Below are 19,402 nucleotides of genomic sequence, written 5' to 3'. Positions count from 1 at the left end.
TAACAAGCAGTTTTGCAATAGTGGGGCAGAAGTGCAAAATTGAACTTGTGTGCTTCTATCAACTTTTGTACATTAGCTGCCAGTTTAAGATGGGTGCATTTGAGTATGCCCAAAGGAGCCCGCAAGTATGCGCAGGACGAAGCCAGTAGCCGCGCCGATGGTGGCGCGGGTCTATCTGCGCGTCAGCACCGACGCGCAGGACTTGGAACGCCAAGAGGCGATCACTACGGCCGCGAAGGCCGCCGGCTACTACGTCGCCGGCATCTACCGTGAGAAGGCATCCGGCGCACGCGCCGACCGGCCTGAGCTGCTGCGCATGATCGGCGACCTACAGCCCGGCGAGGTGGTCATTGCCGAGAAGATCGACCGCATCAGCCGCCTACCTTTGCCCGAGGCCGAGCGCCTGGTGGCCTCGATACAGGCCAAAGGCGCACGCCTGGCCGTCCCTGGCGTGGTCGATCTATCCGACCTGGCGGCCGAGGCCCAGGGCGTCGCCAAGATCGTGCTGGAAGCCGTGCAGATCATGCTTTTTCGCCTGGCCTTGCAGATGGCCCGCGACGACTACGAGGACAGGCGCGAACGCCAGCGCCAAGGCATTGAGTTGGCCCGCCAGGCCGGGCGGTACAAGGGCCGCCGTGCTGATCCGAAGCGCCGCGCCCAAGTTGTCGCGCTGCGCAAGTCCGGCTACAGCATCAACAAGACCGCCGAGCTGGCCGGGTACAGTGCGGCCCAGGTGAAACGGATATGGGCCGAGGTCAGCCAGGCCGAAGCGAAGCAGCACGGCGCGTTCGTGGAGGACGCATTGACGGAAGCCGATGCCCTGGCCGCTGTCGGCCAGGATGAGCGCCAGGAGGAAAGGGCATGAAGAAGCCGAACCAAGACGACGAGCCGTTTTTCATCACCGAGGAGATTGCGGCCGAAATGATCGCCGGCGGCTATGAGTTCGAGCTGCCGCCCATTCCTTGCACCATCCGCCTACGCGACGTGCTGGAGCGCATGACCGATGCTGAGCTAGCATTGCAGCCGGGCGAGATCGCCGACCAGGAGCGTGAACGCTGCCGGCGCAAGCCGTGTTCAACCTCATGATCTGGTCATGGTATTTTTCATGGCACTGAGCCTGATAGTTCTTGCAAATTGTTGTCACTAAAGGGTTTTGTGTGCTTGTTTACAATCGAGTGGGAGTGACGGGCACTGGCTGGCAATGTCTAGCAACGGCAGGCATTTCGGCTGAGGGTAAAAGAACTTTCCGCTAAGCGATAGACTGTATGTAAACACAGTATTGCAAGGACGCGGAACATGCCTCATGTGGCGGCCAGGACGGCCAGCCGGGATCGGGATACTGGTCGTTACCAGAGCCACCGACCCGAGCAAACCCTTCTCTATCAGATCGTTGACGAGTATTACCCGGCATTCGCTGCGCTTATGGCAGAGCAGGGAAAGGAATTGCCGGGCTATGTGCAACGGGAATTTGAAGAATTTCTCCAATGCGGGCGGCTGGAGCATGGCTTTCTACGGGTTCGCTGCGAGTCTTGCCACGCCGAGCACCTGGTCGCTTTCAGCTGTAAGCGTCGCGGTTTCTGCCCGAGCTGTGGGGCGCGGCGGATGGCCGAAAGTGCCGCCTTGCTGGTTGATGAAGTACTGCCTGAACAACCCATGCGTCAGTGGGTGTTGAGCTTCCCGTTTCAGCTGCGTTTCCTGTTTGCCAGCCGGCCCGAGATCATGGGGTGGGTGCTGGGCATCGTTTACCGCGTCATTGCCACGCACCTGGTCAAGAAAGCGGGCCATACCCACCAAGTGGCCAAGACGGGCGCGGTCACCCTGATCCAGCGTTCTGGATCGGCGCTCAATCTGAATGTTCACTTCCACATGCTGTTTCTCGACGGTGTGTATGTCGAGCAATCCCACGGCTCAGCGCGTTTCCGCTGGGTCAAGGCGCCGACCAGCCCAGAGCTCACCCAGCTGACGCACACCATCGCCCACCGGGTGGGTCGCTATCTGGAACGGCAAGGCCTGCTGGAACGGGATGTCGAAAACAGCTATCTGGCCTCGGATGCGGTGGATGACGACCCGATGACACCCCTGCTGGGGCACTCGATCACTTACCGTATCGCTGTCGGTTCACAGGCGGGGCGAAAGGTGTTCACTTTGCAAACTCTGCCGACCAGTGGTGATCCGTTCGGTGACGGGATTGGCAAGGTAGCCGGGTCCAGCCTGCACGCCGGCGTGGCGGCCAGGGCCGATGAACGCAAGAAGCTCGAACGGCTGTGCCGGTACATCAGCCGCCCGGCGGTATCCGAGAAGCGGCTGTCGTTAACACGAGGCGGCAACGTGCGCTACCAGCTCAAGACGCCGTACCGGGACGGCACCACGCACGTCATTTTCGAACCATTGGATTTCATTGCAAGGCTGGCCGCCCTGGTACCGAAGCCCAGAGTCAACCTAACCCGCTTCCACGGGGTGTTCGCACCCAACAGTCGGCACCGGGCGTTGGTCACGCCGGCAAAACGGGGCAGGGGCAACAAGGTCAGGGTGGCTGATGAACCGGCAACACCAGCACAACGGCGAGCGTCGATGACATGGGCGCAACGGCTCAAGCGTGTTTTCAATATCGACATCGAGACCTGCAGCGGCTGCGGCGGCGCCATGAAAGTCATCGCCTGCATTGAAGACCCTATAGTGATCAAGCAGATCCTTGATCACCTGAAGCACAAAGCCGAAACCAGCGGGACCAGGGCGTTACCCGAAAGCCGGGCGCCACCGGCTGAGCTGCTCCTGGGTCTGTTTGACTGACCCGTCCCAAACGATTCCGATCACGATGCTGCGGTAATTCAGCCGCGGCAGGGATGCGTTATGCCGGCGGCTTGGGTTGGCCCCGGCTGTCGGGAAAAACGGGTAAATTTTCGGCGGGATCGATGGCTACACGGGCCGGATTCAGAATCACCCACTGGCAAAGCAGGCCGTCATTCGCGGTCTACAGTGGCTGGACTTGGAGAAAAACGGCGTTTATTCTTCCTATACTCACAATCACTAAAAAATCTTGCGCATTGATTTTCAGTTCTATGTCTTTTAGGGCTTGTACTTTTCCGTCGTAAACCTTGTTTATTTTCTTAAAGGTTACGCTTGCCATCGGCTAATACTTTTTGCTCCTGTCACGATGTAGTTTGTCGAGTTTTGCCTGCTCGGCAATCAATCGGCTATATGCGCCTATAACCAATTTCTTTTTTTCTGGCGAAACCATTTTAGAGTATACATCAAACATGGCAAGCCATTGTTTGTATGTCCATTCCGAAATAAACGCCTCCTCGTGAAGATCGATTTGCTTTCGTATCCGCTTTTGTTGTTCGTATGAAAAAACTTTTTTTGTTTTTTCCTTAAAAAATCTGCCTGGCGCGGAATATACAAAAGCCAAGAAATCCCAGTAGTCGATTAGCGGCAATTTTTTTATGTCGCAGTATTCTTTTTTGTGAAAGTTCACAAAAAATATTGATACATTCGGGCTTGGCGAAAAGTCCGCTTTATCAAAGTTGTGAATGACTTTGATTTCGTAAATCGGCTTAAAAAGTAGCGACTTAAATCCATCTTGGCACAAAGGCTCACCTGCGTACTTATATACCGCCTCTTGTTGCATGACGAGATATAAATCCTCGGGCGTCCTTCCCGTCGTCAAAAGTTTGCTCAAAATATCCGCAGTCATGTTGAATGGTATGTTAGAAAAAACTTTGTACGGCTCGCTCGGCAAATCTACTGTTAGAAAGTCCCTGTTCAGCAGAACTAAATCCTCGTGCCCCTTTAATTGCTCAAGCAATCGCCTGTACAATTCCGCGTCGTACTCTATCGCAACAACTTGTCTACAGCGTCCAAGTAAGGCTCGAGTGATAATTCCTTTGCCGGGTCCGATTTCATAAACCAAATCATCGCAAGTTATATTGCTAAGTCCGACTAGTTTATTTACTAGTTGGGCATTGTGTAAAAAATTTTGAGAGTCTTTTATGTTGCGTTCCAATAGCCTACTCCTTTACCCGTGTGGCTATTTGATTTTTTGTTGCCGTTGGGTGTATCGTTATTGGTAAACTCGTATTTTTCATAGAGTTGCGTACTCTAATTCTATACAAGGCAATACTTAATATATTTTAGCATATATATTAGGAAAACACAATACATTTTAGAGTGGTTTCGAAAATAGTTAAATAAAAATGACTTGTAAAGGATATTCCCCGCAAAGGTTCAGTTCTGCCGTGCTGAAAAATTGCTTATTCGTAAAAGAATAGGCAGCTTTCTTTTTTGTTCGCCCCTTTTATTTCATAGAGTACTCAACTCTATTTACAATAGAGTGGGAGTGACTGGCACTCACAGGCAATGTCTGGCACTGGCTGGCATCACAGCTGAGACTTCAATATCTCGCAGCTGAGCGATAAACTGTATAAAAACACAGTATCGCAAGGATGCGGATCATGCCCCAAGTGGCGGCCAGGATGGCCAGCCGGGACGAGAACACTGGTCGTTACCAGCGTCACCGGCCCGAGCAAACCCTGCTCTATCGGATCGTCGAAGAATACTACCCGACGTTCGCTGCCCATTTGGCGGCGCAGGGCAGGGAACTGCCCGGCTATGTGCAACGCGAGTTTGACGACTACCTCAAATGCGGCCGTCTCGAACACGGCTTTCTGCGGGTGCGTTGTGAGTCGTGTCACGCTGAGCACCTGGTTGCGTTCAGCTGCAAACGTCGGGGCTTCTGTCCTAGTTGTGGCGCACGGCGTATGGCCGAAAGCGCCGCGCTACTGGTCGATGAGGTTCTGCCCGTACAGCCCATGCGCCAATGGGTACTCAGCTTTCCCTTTCAATTGCGCTTTCTGTTCGCCAGCCGGCCGGAGGTCATGGGCCGGGTGTTGGGCATCGTTTACCGCGTCATCGCCACGCATCTGGTCAAGAAAGCGGGCTATACCCACCAAGCGGCCAAGACCGGTGCCGTCACCCTGATCCAGCGCTTCGGCAGTGCACTGAACCTCAACATTCACTTTCACATGCTGTTCCTCGACGGTGTGTATGTCGAGCAATCCCACGGCTCAGCGCGTTTCCGCTGGGTCAAGGCGCCGACCAGCCCAGAGCTCACCCAGCTGACGCACACCATCGCCCACCGGGTGGGTCGCTATCTGGAACGGCAAGGCCTGCTGGAACGGGATGTCGAAAACAGCTATCTGGCCTCGGATGCGGTGGATGACGACCCGATGACACCCCTGCTGGGGCACTCGATCACTTACCGTATCGCTGTCGGTTCACAGGCGGGGCGAAAGGTGTTCACTTTGCAAACTCTGCCGACCAGTGGTGATCCGTTCGGTGACGGGATTGGCAAGGTAGCCGGGTCCAGCCTGCACGCCGGCGTGGCGGCCAGGGCCGATGAACGCAAGAAGCTCGAACGGCTGTGCCGGTACATCAGCCGCCCGGCGGTATCCGAGAAGCGGCTGTCGTTAACACGAGGCGGCAACGTGCGCTACCAGCTCAAGACGCCGTACCGGGACGGCACCACGCACGTCATTTTCGAACCATTGGATTTCATTGCAAGGCTGGCCGCCCTGGTACCGAAGCCCAGAGTCAACCTAACCCGCTTCCACGGGGTGTTCGCACCCAACAGTCGGCACCGGGCGTTGGTCACGCCGGCAAAACGGGGCAGGGGCAACAAGGTCAGGGTGGCTGATGAACCGGCAACACCAGCACAACGGCGAGCGTCGATGACATGGGCGCAACGGCTCAAGCGTGTTTTCAATATCGACATCGAGACCTGCAGCGGCTGCGGCGGCGCCATGAAAGTCATCGCCTGCATTGAAGACCCTATAGTGATCAAGCAGATCCTTGATCACCTGAAGCACAAAGCCGAAACCAGCGGGACCAGGGCGTTACCCGAAAGCCGGGCGCCACCGGCTGAGCTGCTCCTGGGTCTGTTTGACTGACGAGCCTGAAGGCCAACGATACCAATCAAAATGCTGCGTTCACAGCGCCGCGGCAGGGATCCGCCGTGCTGGTTGTCGGAAAAGGAGCCGCTAGTGGGAAAGAGGAGGGTAAATTTTCAGCGTTGCTGGCTCCCCGTCAGCCGGATTGGGTTGCATCGCAGGGGTGTCGAAAGAGTCAACTGCGGTCCAAAGCTGTTGGACTTGGGTGAAAAGGGCGTTTATTCTTCCTATACGTGCCGCGTTCCAGGCGGCGACTATGAGGGCTATGTCGATGCCCATGTGCGCCGGCTGGAGGCGCTACGCCGGGCCGGTATCGTCGAGCGGATCGACGCCGACCAATGGCGCATCCCCGATGATCTGGTCAGCCGTGCCGCCGCCCATGACGCCGGCCGAGACAGTCAGGCCAGCGTTCGCGTCCTTTCCCCGGTCGATCTGAACAAACAGATCGGATCGGACGGCGCGACCTGGCTGGACCGGCGGCTGATCCACGGCGAGACGGCCGACCTTGCGCCAACCGGCTTCGGGCAACAAGTCCGCGAAGCCATGGACCAGCGCCGCGAGCACCATATCGAACAGGGCGACGCCACCCGCAGCCGGGACAGCCGCGTCTTCTACCGGCGCAACCTTCTCGCCATCCTGCGGGAGCGCGAGGTAGCCGGCGTCGGATCGGATATGGCTTTGAGTAAGGGCCTGCCGTTCCGCGCCGCCACGGACGGCGAGAGCGTCAGCGGCAAGTTTACCGGAACCGTGCATCTATCGAGCGGCAAGTTCGCCGTGGTCGAGAAATCCCATGAGTTCACCCTTGTCCCGTGGCGGCCGATCATCGACCGCCAACTCGGCCGCGAGGTTATGGGCATCGTGCAGGGCGGGTCGGTGTCGTGGCAGTTAGGGCGGCAGAGGGGGCTGGAACGCTGAGTGCGCCCATGCCGCATTGCGAAGCAAAAGATAATCGGATAAAATGTAGCAATTCATATTCGTAAGCGTGGAGTAATCAGATGGGAAATTCCAAGTCAGCAGACAAGTAAGCCGCAACAACCAGTATTGTTGTTGCGGCGCTCTGTAAGGCTAGTCTCATCTGATTGCTGACGAGCAGACGTCGCCCGGTATTCCTTAATCGAGGGTTGATTCGTCATGACCACCACACGCCCCGCGTGGGCCTATACGCTGCCGGCAGCACTGCTGCTGATGGCTCCTTTCGACATCCTCGCTTCACTGGCGATGGATATTTATCTCCCTGTCGTTCCAGCGATGCCCGGCATCCTGAACACGACGCCCGCTATGATCCAACTCACGTTGAGCCTCTATATGGTGATGCTCGGCGTGGGCCAGGTGATTTTTGGTCCGCTCTCAGACAGAATCGGGCGACGGCCAATTCTACTTGCGGGCGCAACGGCTTTCGTCATTGCGTCTCTGGGAGCAGCTTGGTCTTCAACTGCACCGGCCTTTGTCGCTTTCCGTCTACTTCAAGCAGTGGGCGCGTCGGCCATGCTGGTGGCGACGTTCGCGACGGTTCGCGACGTTTATGCCAACCGTCCTGAGGGTGTCGTCATCTACGGCCTTTTCAGTTCGATGCTGGCGTTCGTGCCTGCGCTCGGCCCTATCGCCGGAGTATTGATCGGCGAGTTCTTGGGATGGCAGGCGATATTCATTACTTTGGCTATACTGGCGATGCTCGCACTCCTAAATGCGGGTTTCAGGTGGCACGAAACCCGCCCTCTGGATCAAGTCAAGACGCGCCGATCTGTCTTGCCGATCTTCGCGAGTCCGGCTTTTTGGGTTTACACTGTCGGCTTTAGCGCCGGTATGGGCACCTACTTCGTCTTCTTCTCGACGGCTCCCCGTGTGCTCATAGGCCAAGCGGAATATTCCGAGATCGGATTCAGCTTTGCCTTCGCCACTGTCGCGCTTGTAATGATCGTGACAACCCGTTTCGCGAAGTCCTTTGTCGCCAGATGGGGCATCGCAGGATGCGTGGCGCGTGGGATGGCGTTGCTTGTTTGCGGAGCGGTCCTGTTGGGGATCGGCGAACTTTACGGCTCGCCGTCATTCCTCACCTTCATCCTACCGATGTGGGTTGTCGCGGTCGGTATTGTCTTCACGGTGTCCGTTACCGCGAACGGCGCTTTGGCAGAGTTCGACGACATCGCGGGATCAGCGGTCGCGTTCTACTTCTGCGTTCAAAGCCTGATAGTCAGCATTGTCGGGACATTGGCGGTGGCACTTTTAAACGGTGACACAGCGTGGCCCGTGATCTGTTACGCCACGGCGATGGCGGTACTGGTTTCGTTGGGGCTGGTGCTCCTTCGGCTCCGTGGGGCTGCCACCGAGAAGTCGCCAGTCGTCTAACCGACGACTGGTAGCAGGCCCGCTCCGATGCGGCGCACTAACCATCGAAACCTCGTGAATGTCGGTATCCTGTCTGGCAGGATACCGCTCATTTCCCTTGTTCAGTTCATCGCCGTCGCCGAGCATCTGAATTTTCGGCATGCGGCCAAGGCACTTGGTATCAGCTAGTCGAGCGTCAGCGCGCGTGTGAAAGCGCTGGAGGATAACCTTGGTGTCCTGCTATTTGAGCGCCATGCGCGGGGCGTTCGGCTAACAGACGCAGGCAGGCACTTCATGGAGCGTGTCACGGCGGGTGTCGATCAACTCGATCACGCAGTGAAGACCGCGGAGTGACGGGCACTGGCTGGCAATGTCTAGCAACGGCAGGCATTTCGGCTGAGGGTAAAAGAACTTTCCGCTAAGCGATAGACTGTATGTAAACACAGTATTGCAAGGACGCGGAACATGCCTCATGTGGCGGCCAGGACGGCCAGCCGGGATCGGGATACTGGTCGTTACCAGAGCCACCGACCCGAGCAAACCCTTCTCTATCAGATCGTTGACGAGTATTACCCGGCATTCGCTGCGCTTATGGCAGAGCAGGGAAAGGAATTGCCGGGCTATGTGCAACGGGAATTTGAAGAATTTCTCCAATGCGGGCGGCTGGAGCATGGCTTTCTACGGGTTCGCTGCGAGTCTTGCCACGCCGAGCACCTGGTCGCTTTCAGCTGTAAGCGTCGCGGTTTCTGCCCGAGCTGTGGGGCGCGGCGGATGGCCGAAAGTGCCGCCTTGCTGGTTGATGAAGTACTGCCTGAACAACCCATGCGTCAGTGGGTGTTGAGCTTCCCGTTTCAGCTGCGTTTCCTGTTTGGGGTCGTTTGCGGGAAGGGGCGGAATCCTACGCTAAGGCTTTGGCCAGCGATATTCTCCGGTGAGATTGATGTGTTCCCAGGGGATAGGAGAAGTCGCTTGATATCTAGTATGACGTCTGTCGCACCTGCTTGATCGCGGCCGCGATAGCTAGATCGCGTTGCTCCTCTTCTCCATCCGCGTTCCAAGCTGCGGAAAGGCACCCATAAGCGTACGCCTGGTCGAGCAGGCGACGCGGATCGACGTCCAGCGCACGAGAGAATGCGTCCGCCATCTGTGCAATGCGTCTAGGATCGAGACAAAGGTCGTCTCTGTCAGCCGGATCGTAGAACATATTGGCGGCGCCAAAGCCCACTTCACCGACCAGACCGACGGGATCTATCACCAGCCAGCCGCGACTGGAGAACATGATGTTTTCATGATGCAGATCGCCATGTAGCCCACGCAGTTCCGAGGCATTGCTCATCATTTGATCGGCTATAATCGCCGCGTGGACGTAGTCAGTTTGACAACCTGCGTTTTGATCATCGCGCGCCCGCTGAAACAAAGCTGCAAAGCGATCCCGGATCGGGAGAAGGGCAGAAGGCAGGGGTTCCTCAGATGCGGCATACAGCTTCGCCATTAGTTCCGCTGCAATTTCGGTCGCCTGGTAGTCGCCGTGCTCGGCAACGATGTGAGAGAGCATTCGCTCCCCGGCATATTCGAGCAACATCAGATTGTTCTCACGACCGAGCAACCGGACTGCTCCCCTCCCATTGCGCCATACCAGATAGTCGGCCCCGCGCAGTTCATCAGCAATGTCTTCTATAGGTTTCAATCCCTTGACGATTGCAGGAGTCCCGTCTGGCAATGAAACTTTCCAAACGAGGCTGGAAAAGGTGTCCGCAATGAGAACAGGTTGCGAAACGTGCCAATGAGCAGGAAAAACAGGCGGCATGAACATCAACCCCAAGTCAGAGGGTCCAATCGCAGATAGAAGGCAAGGCGTTCGCGGTCGGGGGCTTCGATCCCCAATACATTGAATAGGACAGCGAAGGCGCGCTCTGCTTCATCTGGCGCTGCCCAGTTCTCCCCATGAGATTATTATGAGCAAGCAAACTAACTTTTTCCCGAATTAAATCATCCAATTCAATTGCAGCAATTGGATTTCTTTCATCAAGATAATCATAAATTCTTTCACGATCTTGTTCTGCATCTACGGTCCAAAGAATCGACGTAAAATGACAATTAAGTATTTTTAGAAAATGCTTGGAATCAATTCAATTCATCAAGTTTTAAAAAATAATTCCTTTTGTCAGGTCTATCATTTTTTAAATGCTTTAAAAATATTTTAGCAGTTTCCTCCGATGCATCCTCTCTTAGGCAACGTTCAACAAAGGATATATCTACAAACTCATCTGCTAACCCAGCACGGCCAAGATCTAAAAAATAAATTTCATTGAATTTATCTATAAAAATATTACTATCCGTGATATCGCCATGAGAAAAAACCAATCTTTCTTCAACACGAGTCTCATTTAACTCATTCCATAGACTTAGGTAAGTTTTATGGTCTCCCCATAATTCAGCGTCAAAATCATCTTGATCTATATCATCAAGGAGTTGGTTATCAATAAAAAATTTTGACTCTTTTAACCGATGATCAATGTTTGAAATAAATGGACAATCAATAATAGCAATTGAATTTAACAGATTGAGTACCTCCTTATAGATAGCAAGCAATTCTTGGTCTGTTAAAAAAAGCGCTGAAATTGGTTTTGCATTGATCGCTTTAGTGATCATGAATTCAAACTGCTCATCCTGAAAAGTCATGATGAGTTCAGGCACCTTTAACTTCTCAGAGAGCCAACTCAACATTTTCGCTTCACGAGAAACACTGTATGTGGTCGCTGTATATAAAGTGCTAGATCGCTTAAGAAAAAAAGTTTCATTATTTCGATTAAAAGAATAAACATCCGATGGCGACTGACCAATTTTATTTGGCTCTAAAACGCTGTTTCCAATAAATTGTTGAATAATATTGGGCAATTCCATCAAGCTTTCCTTTTATTCAGTATTAAAAACCCCGCAAATGCGAGGCCTAGTAAATAGATGATCTTAATTTGGTTCACTGTAGCAAAAATATGGCTTATTCCCTAGAAGAACTTGCAAAATTATTGTCCCAGCCGACACAGCTGTAGCTCCTCTTAAAAAAGAGGCTTTTTTTTAATCAAACCCGAGTTGCGCTATGATTTTAGGGATCAATCATCTTGTTTCTCCATATCTTAAACAAGCTGATGCGTTGACCTGTGTCAAATATTCAATCATTAAGCACTTAATCAATTGCCTTGTCGGGGTCGTTTGCGGGAGAGGGCGAAATCCTACGCTAAGGCTTTGGCCAACGATATTCTCCGGTAAGATTGATGTGTTCCCAGGGGATAGGAGAAGTCGCTTGATATCTAGTATGACGTCTGTCGCACCTGCTTGATCGCGGCCGCGATAGCTAGATCGCGTTGCTCCTCTTCTCCATCCGCGTTCCAAGCTGCGGAAAGGCACCCATAAGCGTACGCCTGGTCGAGCAGGCGACGCGGATCGACGTCCAGCGCACGAGAGAATGCGTCCGCCATCTGTGCAATGCGTCTAGGATCGAGACAAAGGTCGTCTCTGTCAGCCGGATCGTAGAACATATTGGCGGCGCCAAAGCCCACTTCACCGACCAGACCGACGGGATCTATCACCAGCCAGCCGCGACTGGAGAACATGATGTTTTCATGATGCAGATCGCCATGTAGCCCACGCAGTTCCGAGGCATTGCTCATCATTTGATCGGCTATAATCGCCGCGTGGACGTAGTCAGTTTGACAACCTGCGTTTTGATCATCGCGCGCCCGCTGAAACAAAGCTGCAAAGCGATCCCGGATCGGGAGAAGGGCAGAAGGCAGGGGTTCCTCAGATGCGGCATACAGCTTCGCCATTAGTTCCGCTGCAATTTCGGTCGCCTGGTAGTCGCCGTGCTCGGCAACGATGTGAGAGAGCATTCGCTCCCCGGCATATTCGAGCAACATCAGATTGTTCTCACGACCGAGCAACCGGACTGCTCCCCTCCCATTGCGCCATACCAGATAGTCGGCCCCGCGCAGTTCATCAGCAATGTCTTCTATAGGTTTCAATCCCTTGACGATTGCAGGAGTCCCGTCTGGCAATGAAACTTTCCAAACGAGGCTGGAAAAGGTGTCCGCAATGAGAACAGGTTGCGAAACGTGCCAATGAGCAGGAAAAACAGGCGGCATGAACATCAACCCCAAGTCAGAGGGTCCAATCGCAGATAGAAGGCAAGGCGTTCGCGGTCGGGGGCTTCGATCCCCAATACATTGAATAGGACAGCGAAGGCGCGCTCTGCTTCATCTGGCGCTGCCCAGTTCTCTTCGGCGTTAGCAATCATGAGTGCCAAATCGGCATAGCGATCTGCTGTTCCGAGCCGCCCAAGGTCGATCAGACCCGTGCATTGAAGAGTTTTAGGGTCCACCATGAAGTTCGGCATGCAGGGATCACCATGGCAAACAACCATATCGGTGCGCTCTTGGTCGAGCCGCACCGGTAGCTCTCGTTCGACACGAGCCAAAAGATCGAGCTGCGGCGTACTCTTGTCCTCGTCCGGTAAGAAGTCGGGATTGACGGCATTGCGGGACACCACATCAACGGCGCGTCCGAACATTCGCGACAGCCTGCGCTCAAACGGACATTGATCAACCGATAGGCTGTGAACAGCGCCAAGTTGCTGCCCCATTGACGGCCACGCTTTGAGCAAATCCGCTCCAGACAGATCAGCCGCCGGTACTCCCGGAATTGCCGTTATCACCAAGCATGCACCCTCCTGTTCCTCCTGCCAGTTGATGACCTCGGGGCAAGCCACACCTCGACCTTTGAGCCAAATGAGGCGGTCACGCTCTCCAGCGAGCTCACCGCGGCGGGAAGCAGGTGCGATTTTTGCGAAGGCATGCCCGTCACCACGTCGAAAAACAAAATCACCAGATTCTCCGCCTCTGACAGGCAACCAGTCAGAATGCGATTCACCAAAAAAAATATTAGTTCGATTCAATGGAGGTTCCTTCAGTTTTCTGATGAAGCGCGAATATAGAGAAATATCCCGAATGTGCAGTTAACGAATTCTTGCGGTTTCTTTCAGCGCCGCCAATACCGCCAGCCCGTCGCGCAAGGGGCGCGGCTCGTGTGTGCGGATGAAGTCAGCTCCACCTGCGGCGGCGGCAAGCTCTGCAGCGAGTGTCGCGGCCCCGACATCCCCCGGACCACGGCCTGTGAGCGCGCGCAGAAAGGATTTGCGCGAAACAGACAGAAGCACCGGCAAATCGAAGCGCAGCCGCAATTCATCGAACCGCGCCAGCACCGAGAGCGAGGTTTCGGGAGCAGCCCCCAGAAAAAACCCCATGCCGGGATCAAGGACAAGGCGGTTGCGTTTGATACCGGCACCCGTCAGCGCCGCGATGCGCGCGTCAAAGAACGCCGCAATGTGATCCATGATGTCGCCAGCGGGTGCCTCGCGCCGATCTGCCTGCCCGTCTTGCACCGAATGCATAACGACGAGTTTGGCAGATGATTTCGCCAATTGCGGATAGAACGCAGCGTCTGGAAAACCGCGAATATCATTGAGATAGGCCACACCACGCGACAAGGCATAGGCTTGCGTCGCGGGTTGATAACTGTCGAGCGAGACGGGAATGCCATCTGCCTTGAGCGCGTCCAGCACCGGCGCGATACGCGCGATTTCTGTGTCGGACGAAACAGGCGCGGCGTCGGGATTGCTGGATGCCGGACCGAGGTCGATCACATCTGCCCCCTCGGCCATCAGCTTACGCGCCTGCGCAATGGCTGCGTCTGGCGCCAGATACCGGCCTCCATCGGAGAAACTGTCCGAGGTTATGTTGACGATGCCGAAAATGATGAGCGATTTATTCATGGGGGCTTCTATAATAATAATAATCGAGCATGAGTCTCATACGGATGCTCGGGTCGAAAGGGAATCCCCAGGCGAGTAACCTGTTTGCGGTGATCCATTAGCTGCAGGAGCAGAATAGCATACATCTGGAAGCAAAGCCAGGAAAGCGGCCTATGGAGCTGTGCGGCAGCGCTCAGTAGGCAATTTTTCAAAATATTGTTAAGCCTTTTCTGAGCATGGTATTTTTCATGGTATTACCAATTAGCAGGAAAATAAGCCATTGAATATAAAAGATAAAAATGTCTTGTTTACAATAGAGTGGGATATGTGGAGTCGATTAGTCCAATTTCTCGGTCAAAGCCCAAGGCCTTTTCGGCATTAACCAAGAGTCTGCTTAAGCACAATTTTCTGGTGGGTAATCATAACTTTTGCCTCATTTGTGATGGATTGATCTATCTTGATTCTACTGAATCGGATCATCGGATTGCCAAAGCCGTAGGTGGGCAAGGTGTTCTAGAGAATGGTCTGCTGGTTCATCCCATCTGTAATAGGATGAAATCAGATCTGAGCCTGGAAGAGATTAGAGCGGATTTGTTTGGTGAATTACTGTATTAATCAACAGAGCGATGAGCTCATTTTTGCAGAAGTATCAATGATTAATCACATGATTTAACTTTTGATACATTCAGCCAATATGGTTATTTTTAATTCAGTCCAGAATCACAACCAGAAACTAGCTGTAGTTTCTGAATGACCGTCAAGGTCCTTAGTTTCGCCCATAGATTCCCTCTGTGGGCTTTTTTTGATCAAAAATTGTATAGATGCTCTAAAATAAACCTTTTAGCATTTCATAAGCAATTAGGATTAAGGCTGAGACCATCAGCACAACAAAAATGAGTTCCACTCTAGTTAACAACTTAGTTCCATTTACTTTTCACTTAATTTATATAGCAGTTAACTCGTAGCATAAATGACATAACATGACATGGAAAATAATCAAAAAGACAGAATTTGGATTTTGATCAGATCTGCATGTTTACATGCTTCTACAGCAGCTTTGAATGTTTCACTTAACCTTTAAACTTTTCTTAAAACTAAATATATTTACATATACATTCTAAAATTTGATAGAATTTATTAAAACTTTAGATTCTAAGTGTAAATAATGAGAAGCGCTAATATTCGACGTGATGGCTACTTAAAATTTCTGAATACATGGCAAGACCGTGATGTCATTAAAGTGCTTTCGGGTGTACGTCGCTCTGGAAAATCCACCTTGTTAGCGATGTTTCAACAAGACCTAAAAGCACAGGGTGTACAAGCCGAAAACATCATTGCTATCAATTTCGAATTTATGGAATTTGAAGAACTCACAGATTACCGTAAACTACATGATTATGTACTGTCTAAAGTTGATAAAAGCAAAAAAAACTATGTTTTTTTAGATGAAATACAACATGTTACCAATTTTGAGAAAGTAGTCGACTCCTTATATGTTCGGGATTATATCGATTTATATATTACAGGCTCAAATGCATTCTTTCTAAGTGGAGAACTTGCGACTTTACTTACAGGACGCTATATCGAGCAACACGTTCTACCTCTGTCATTCCAAGAATTTAAACAGTGGCATATTGAAAATAATCCGATCATCCAACAATTATCCAATCGTGATTTGTATGCCATGTATACGCGCAGTAGTTTCCCTTATACGCTTGCCATGACTAGCCAGCAGGAAACTTATGATTACTTGCAAGCGGTCTATGCCAGTGTAATGTTTAAAGATGTTATTCCCCGTTTGAATACGGCCGATATTAACTCTCTCGAGCGTGTCGCAAGATATTTAGCAAGCGTGACAGGCTCACCCATTTCCATCAATAAAATTAAAAATACCTTTGTTTCAAGTGGGGTTAAGATTTCATTTGAAACAGTAAAACGCTATATTCAGGGCTTACAGGACAGTTTGTTATTTTATAGTGCCGCACAATTTAAAGTACGCGGGCGTGAGTTATTACAATCCTCTGAAAAATACTATTTAGTTGATGTCGGATTGCGCCGGATTATGTTGCCTGATGCTAATGCTGATCAAGGTCATATCTTAGAAAATGTGATTTATCTTGAGCTTGTCAGACGAGGTTATACGGTCTATGTAGGGCGGGTTGATGAATATGAAATTGATTTTGTTGCTGTCGATACTTTACAGAATTTAACTTATTATCAGGTGGCATTAGAAACGCTCAATGAGGAGACACTCAGCCGAGAGTTACGTCCATTACAGAAAATTTCTGATTCGTATCCCAAGTATTTGCTTACCTTAGACACGATAGGGACTGAAGCGAATTATAATGGTATTGTAAAAATGAGTGCTCTCGATTGGTTGCTATCTGAAAATAAGTAAAGTTGAGGGTAGACATGGATACTCTTATTTATTAATTAAAACTCAAAGACTTTTCAGCATCATTCAAGAATGTATTCAAGCATAATTTCTGCTCCAATTGTGATGGATCGATTTACCTCGATTCGATTGAGTCAGACTATCATGATTGAGCCAGAGTCGCTTACTGAAAGTAGCGAGAATTGCGCTGGAGTTTCTGAAGGATATTAATTCCTTAGTTTGCCCATTCATCCATCTGGGCATTTTTTTTGATCAAAATACAGTGCTGTTCTTGCTAAAAAATGACGGCACCCACCATAAAACACAATATTCCAAAAATAATCCAAGGCCAGATCTTTGTCTTCGGTTGTTCTAAATTCTGAGGATTATATTCCGTGTGTTCTAGCGATGTCGGTTGTGGAACACGGGTCTTTTTAGAGTAAGGCTGGTGTTTAGAGTAAGATAGTCCCGTACCTGGAATACCGACACTGGTTCGCGTACCTTTTTTTCCAATATTTAGAGAAGCACCAGGTTTGCCAATGCTGGCACTGCTGATGCCTTTATGGGTCAGATTAATTTTAAAACCCGGGAATAATTTAATACTTTTACGAAATCTAAAACCCATATTGCTCTCATTCTAAAACTTAGCTCAATTCACGCGCTATACCAGGATCCATGATCTGCTAGAGATCGTACTTTGACGGCTATCATCAGGATACTAGTATATTTTTTATCTGGTGATTGCAATACTACCTTTAAATACCGTCAAAAATGTTTACTGTATATTTGCTGTAGGGTAATCTTAAAACTGCTATTTATTGACTGATTGGTATATGACGACAGATAAGCATGAAGTCCTTCTCAGAATGAGAGCCATTGAACTCCTTGCATACTGGGAAGGTCGTTTGGTTACCAATCGTTTGATGAGCTGGTTTGGGCTGAGTCGACAGCAGGCTTCTGCGGATATCAAGCGTTACAATACGCTGTATAACCCCGATGCCTTGATTCATGACCCCTCCGTAAAAGGCTATGTGCCTAAAGCCAGCTTCCAGCCTGTACTGACTACAGCGCATATCAATGAATATCTCAATATGCTCTCGGGCTTGGTCAGTGAATCGCATGCCCTGATTGCGATGCCAGAACCGAATCTTGCAGCAGTTCAATTACCTGATCGCAGTGTACGTCCTGAAGTGATTCGGGAAGTTTTGCGTGCCTGCCGCAACCAAAGTACTTTAAAAATGATTTATGCCTCCATGCATAATCCACAGTGGCATGAACGCATGATTTCCCCACATACCCTGGTGTATACCGGTTTTCGCTGGCATGTCCGTGCCTATTGCCATCAGAGCAAGCAGTTTAAGGACTTTTTACTCTCCAGAATTGATCGCACACCTGTTGTGGTGGCGATTGACTCAGTAGACCCTGCTCAGGATCAGCAATGGCATGAAGAAATTGTACTGACGCTGATCCCTAATCCAAAATTGAATGAAGCTCAAAAAGCGCTGGTCGAAAAAGACTTCGGCATGCCTGATGGCAGATTACAGATTCCGGTGAAAAAAGCCCTGGCTCACTATACCTTGCAGCGCTATCAGGCCGCGATCACGCTGGCTGAGGCGGAAGATGCCTTGAAATATCCCTTGGTGTTACAAGGTTCAGATATCGAAAAGCTGTCGTCTTACCTGTTTGATCAAGCTTCATAGGAGATTGGCTATGTTAGAACAATTTCATTATGACAGTGACCTAATTGGTGGCTCACTGATGGTGCGTGAAAGCCGGCTGATCGCGGATCTGTTATTACGAGAGGCGACTCCAGAACAATGGCATCAGGCCATTCAGGTTGACAATATTCTGCAAAAAAGAACCGCAGCCTCAGCTCAACGCAATGCCACCGCTATTCGTAAGCGTCTGGAGCGCTTAGAGCCTGATTTCTGGAAAGCTTTGCGGGATGGGGATGATGAACTGGCGACTCAGGTGGCTTTTTGTGGGGCACTGGAACGCAACCTGTTGCTGCTTGAGTTTATGGAAACGGTGATGAGAGAGGCCTATATCTCCCAGGCTCAATACCTGGATAGCTATATTTGGTCAGATTTTTTGGATGAGCGTTCGCAACGCGATCCTGATATCTGTGAATGGAAAGAGTCCAGCAAGAAAAAAATGGGGCAGGTGGTGTTTCGCATGCTGGCAGAAGCCGGTTACTTAAAAAGTACCCGTAAGCTGGAGTTGCAGCGTGTGATCGTCAGAGCAGAGCTGCGTAGCCTGTTGGAAGAACATTATAAACAACGCATTAAAAGATCTATGGAAGTGTCGCTATGGACGCGGTAGTTGTAGAGGGGCAGCAATGAGTCAAACAATACATGAGCGTCTGAACCAGATTCCAGAGCGAATTCTTTCCACTGAGTTTCTCACTGGACAAGGATTGGGCAATGAAATTGGCTTCTGGATTTTTGATTATGCGCCTGAAGATGAGTTGAAAGTGCGCGAATATTTGCATTTTCTCGAAGGGATGCTGGAGAAAAAACACAGTCAGCTGAAGGTGGTGAATATCAACCTGCTGCAAGCCGTGGTGGATTATCTGGCTGAGCGTAACTTCATCGATAAAGCCATTCAAATGCAAAAAGCCAAAGGCGATGAAGCGCTGCTCAAAGCCTTAAAGGGCCCACTGCATATGGATAAGTTCGCGCCGTATCTGGTGAGTAAATATGCCACCAATGCGCAAGATATTGTGTTGATGACTGGGGTAGGGTCGGTTTGGCCACTGTTACGTGCCCATCACTTATTAAACAGTTTGCATTCGTTACTGGGGCATAAGCCAGTGGTGCTGTTTTACCCAGGTTATTACGACGGTCAAGCGATGAGTTTATTTGGAAAAATTCCAAGCAATAATTACTACAGAGCATTCAGATTAGTGCCTTAAACACGGCAAATAGAAATAAAAATTCGGGGGAGTTGGTTGAG

Annotated in this window: 17 protein-coding genes and 5 pseudogenes; 13 read left to right on the top strand and 9 right to left on the bottom strand. The window is 51.0% G+C overall.

Annotated elements, in window-relative coordinates; translation table 11 throughout:
* Nucleotides 1–127: 127 nt before the first annotated feature.
* The 3 genes from FSC11_RS15180 to FSC11_RS15170 all read left to right on the top strand — a co-directional run bounded on the left by FSC11_RS15180 (nucleotide 128) and on the right by FSC11_RS15170 (nucleotide 2,790).
* Nucleotides 128–865 carry a recombinase family protein gene (locus FSC11_RS15180; protein WP_001366550.1) on the top strand — a complete coding sequence of 246 codons (738 nt, stop codon included), beginning with the start codon at nucleotides 128–130 and terminating at the stop codon, nucleotides 863–865.
* The gene (locus FSC11_RS15175; protein ID WP_000743213.1) at nucleotides 862–1,086 is read left to right on the top strand and encodes a hypothetical protein; all 225 of its coding nucleotides are present in this window, start codon (nucleotides 862–864) and stop codon (nucleotides 1,084–1,086) included. Before FSC11_RS15180 ends, FSC11_RS15175 begins: the two co-directional genes overlap by 4 nt.
* A 210-nt stretch (nucleotides 1,087–1,296) precedes the next feature.
* Entirely contained in the window at nucleotides 1,297–2,790 is a 1,494-nt protein-coding gene (locus FSC11_RS15170) for an IS91-like element ISCR2 family transposase (RefSeq protein WP_163167828.1), read from the top strand.
* Nucleotides 2,791–3,130: 340 nt separating this feature from the next.
* Here the strand turns inward: FSC11_RS15170 and erm are convergent, their stop codons facing one another.
* Nucleotides 3,131–4,003, bottom strand: a complete 873-nt coding sequence (gene erm / locus FSC11_RS15165; RefSeq protein WP_084929516.1) for a 23S ribosomal RNA methyltransferase Erm — start codon at nucleotides 4,001–4,003, stop codon at nucleotides 3,131–3,133.
* A 448-nt stretch (nucleotides 4,004–4,451) separates the two neighbouring features.
* On the opposite strand from erm, the gene FSC11_RS15160 reads away from it, so the two are divergent.
* From FSC11_RS15160 to FSC11_RS15140, 5 genes and pseudogenes are all read left to right on the top strand, one after another.
* On the top strand, nucleotides 4,452–5,945 hold the full coding sequence (locus FSC11_RS15160; RefSeq protein WP_156734113.1) for a transposase: 1,494 nt from the start codon (nucleotides 4,452–4,454) through the stop codon (nucleotides 5,943–5,945).
* Nucleotides 5,946–5,975: 30 nt separating this feature from the next.
* Nucleotides 5,976–6,860, top strand: coding sequence for a DUF3363 domain-containing protein (locus tag FSC11_RS16325; protein WP_001447541.1), 885 nt, complete (start codon nucleotides 5,976–5,978; stop codon nucleotides 6,858–6,860).
* 216 nt (nucleotides 6,861–7,076) lie between these two features.
* Nucleotides 7,077–8,291: a chloramphenicol/florfenicol efflux MFS transporter FloR gene (gene floR / locus FSC11_RS15150; protein ID WP_000214122.1), complete on the top strand. Its 1,215-nt coding sequence runs from the start codon at nucleotides 7,077–7,079 to the stop codon at nucleotides 8,289–8,291.
* Between the two features lie 27 nt (nucleotides 8,292–8,318).
* A pseudogene (locus FSC11_RS15145) lies at nucleotides 8,319–8,618 on the top strand (LysR family transcriptional regulator); the annotation flags it as partial.
* Between the two features lie 117 nt (nucleotides 8,619–8,735).
* Nucleotides 8,736–9,140, top strand: a pseudogene (locus FSC11_RS15140) (IS91 family transposase); the annotation flags it as partial.
* A gap of 106 nt (nucleotides 9,141–9,246) precedes the next feature.
* Here the strand turns inward: FSC11_RS15140 and FSC11_RS15135 are convergent.
* The 7 genes and pseudogenes from FSC11_RS15135 to sul2 form a co-directional block, all read right to left on the bottom strand.
* The gene (locus FSC11_RS15135; RefSeq protein WP_000480968.1) at nucleotides 9,247–10,083 is read right to left on the bottom strand and encodes an aminoglycoside O-phosphotransferase APH(6)-Id; all 837 of its coding nucleotides are present in this window, start codon (nucleotides 10,081–10,083) and stop codon (nucleotides 9,247–9,249) included.
* A pseudogene (locus FSC11_RS15130) lies at nucleotides 10,083–10,211 on the bottom strand (hypothetical protein); the annotation flags it as partial. The pseudogene FSC11_RS15130 and the gene FSC11_RS15135, both read right to left, overlap by 1 nt.
* 47 nt (nucleotides 10,212–10,258) lie before the next feature.
* Nucleotides 10,259–10,312: pseudogene (locus FSC11_RS16435) on the bottom strand (hypothetical protein); the annotation flags it as partial.
* 82 nt (nucleotides 10,313–10,394) lie between these two features.
* Nucleotides 10,395–11,174 (bottom strand): APH(3')-VI family aminoglycoside O-phosphotransferase, encoded by a 780-nt coding sequence (locus FSC11_RS15120; protein WP_058199817.1) that lies wholly within the window; start codon nucleotides 11,172–11,174, stop codon nucleotides 10,395–10,397.
* Nucleotides 11,175–11,578: 404 nt separating this feature from the next.
* Entirely contained in the window at nucleotides 11,579–12,415 is an 837-nt protein-coding gene (locus FSC11_RS15110) for an aminoglycoside O-phosphotransferase APH(6)-Id (RefSeq protein WP_000480968.1), read from the bottom strand.
* Nucleotides 12,415–13,218 carry an aminoglycoside O-phosphotransferase APH(3'')-Ib gene (gene aph(3'')-Ib / locus FSC11_RS15105; RefSeq protein WP_001082319.1) on the bottom strand — a complete coding sequence of 268 codons (804 nt, stop codon included), beginning with the start codon at nucleotides 13,216–13,218 and terminating at the stop codon, nucleotides 12,415–12,417. The genes FSC11_RS15110 and aph(3'')-Ib overlap by 1 nt, the downstream gene beginning before the upstream one ends.
* Nucleotides 13,219–13,278: 60 nt before the next feature.
* Nucleotides 13,279–14,094, bottom strand: a complete 816-nt coding sequence (sul2, locus tag FSC11_RS15100; RefSeq protein WP_001043260.1) for a sulfonamide-resistant dihydropteroate synthase Sul2 — start codon at nucleotides 14,092–14,094, stop codon at nucleotides 13,279–13,281.
* Nucleotides 14,095–14,376: 282 nt separating this feature from the next.
* Between sul2 and FSC11_RS15090 the strand changes: the two are divergent.
* Together FSC11_RS15090 and FSC11_RS15085 are read left to right on the top strand one after the other, a co-directional pair.
* Nucleotides 14,377–14,688, top strand: a pseudogene (locus FSC11_RS15090) (HNH endonuclease signature motif containing protein); the annotation flags it as partial.
* 550 nt (nucleotides 14,689–15,238) lie between these two features.
* Nucleotides 15,239–16,471, top strand: a complete 1,233-nt coding sequence (locus FSC11_RS15085) for an ATP-binding protein (RefSeq protein ID WP_001255534.1) — start codon at nucleotides 15,239–15,241, stop codon at nucleotides 16,469–16,471.
* Between the two features lie 271 nt (nucleotides 16,472–16,742).
* On the opposite strand, the gene FSC11_RS15080 is transcribed toward FSC11_RS15085, so the two are convergent.
* Nucleotides 16,743–17,072, bottom strand: coding sequence for a DUF4236 domain-containing protein (locus FSC11_RS15080; protein ID WP_000506885.1), 330 nt, complete (start codon nucleotides 17,070–17,072; stop codon nucleotides 16,743–16,745).
* 208 nt (nucleotides 17,073–17,280) lie between these two features.
* Here FSC11_RS15080 and FSC11_RS15075 point away from each other — a divergent pair, with 208 nt between their 5' ends.
* The 3 genes from FSC11_RS15075 to FSC11_RS15065 are packed head-to-tail and all read left to right on the top strand — an operon-like array spanning nucleotide 17,281 to nucleotide 19,361.
* On the top strand, nucleotides 17,281–18,147 hold the full coding sequence (locus FSC11_RS15075; protein ID WP_127800373.1) for a BrxR family helix-turn-helix transcriptional regulator: 867 nt from the start codon (nucleotides 17,281–17,283) through the stop codon (nucleotides 18,145–18,147).
* 10 nt (nucleotides 18,148–18,157) lie between these two features.
* Nucleotides 18,158–18,769: a DUF1819 family protein gene (locus FSC11_RS15070; protein WP_127800371.1), complete on the top strand. Its 612-nt coding sequence runs from the start codon at nucleotides 18,158–18,160 to the stop codon at nucleotides 18,767–18,769.
* Between the two features lie 16 nt (nucleotides 18,770–18,785).
* Complete coding sequence (locus tag FSC11_RS15065) at nucleotides 18,786–19,361, top strand: DUF1788 domain-containing protein (protein WP_005403808.1); 576 nt, start codon at nucleotides 18,786–18,788, stop codon at nucleotides 19,359–19,361.
* Nucleotides 19,362–19,402 lie beyond the last annotated feature (41 nt).

It is taken from the genome of Acinetobacter schindleri (assembly GCF_010918895.1).
Taxonomy (GTDB): domain Bacteria; phylum Pseudomonadota; class Gammaproteobacteria; order Pseudomonadales; family Moraxellaceae; genus Acinetobacter; species Acinetobacter schindleri.
This window is presented reverse-complemented; position numbering and strand designations above follow the sequence as displayed.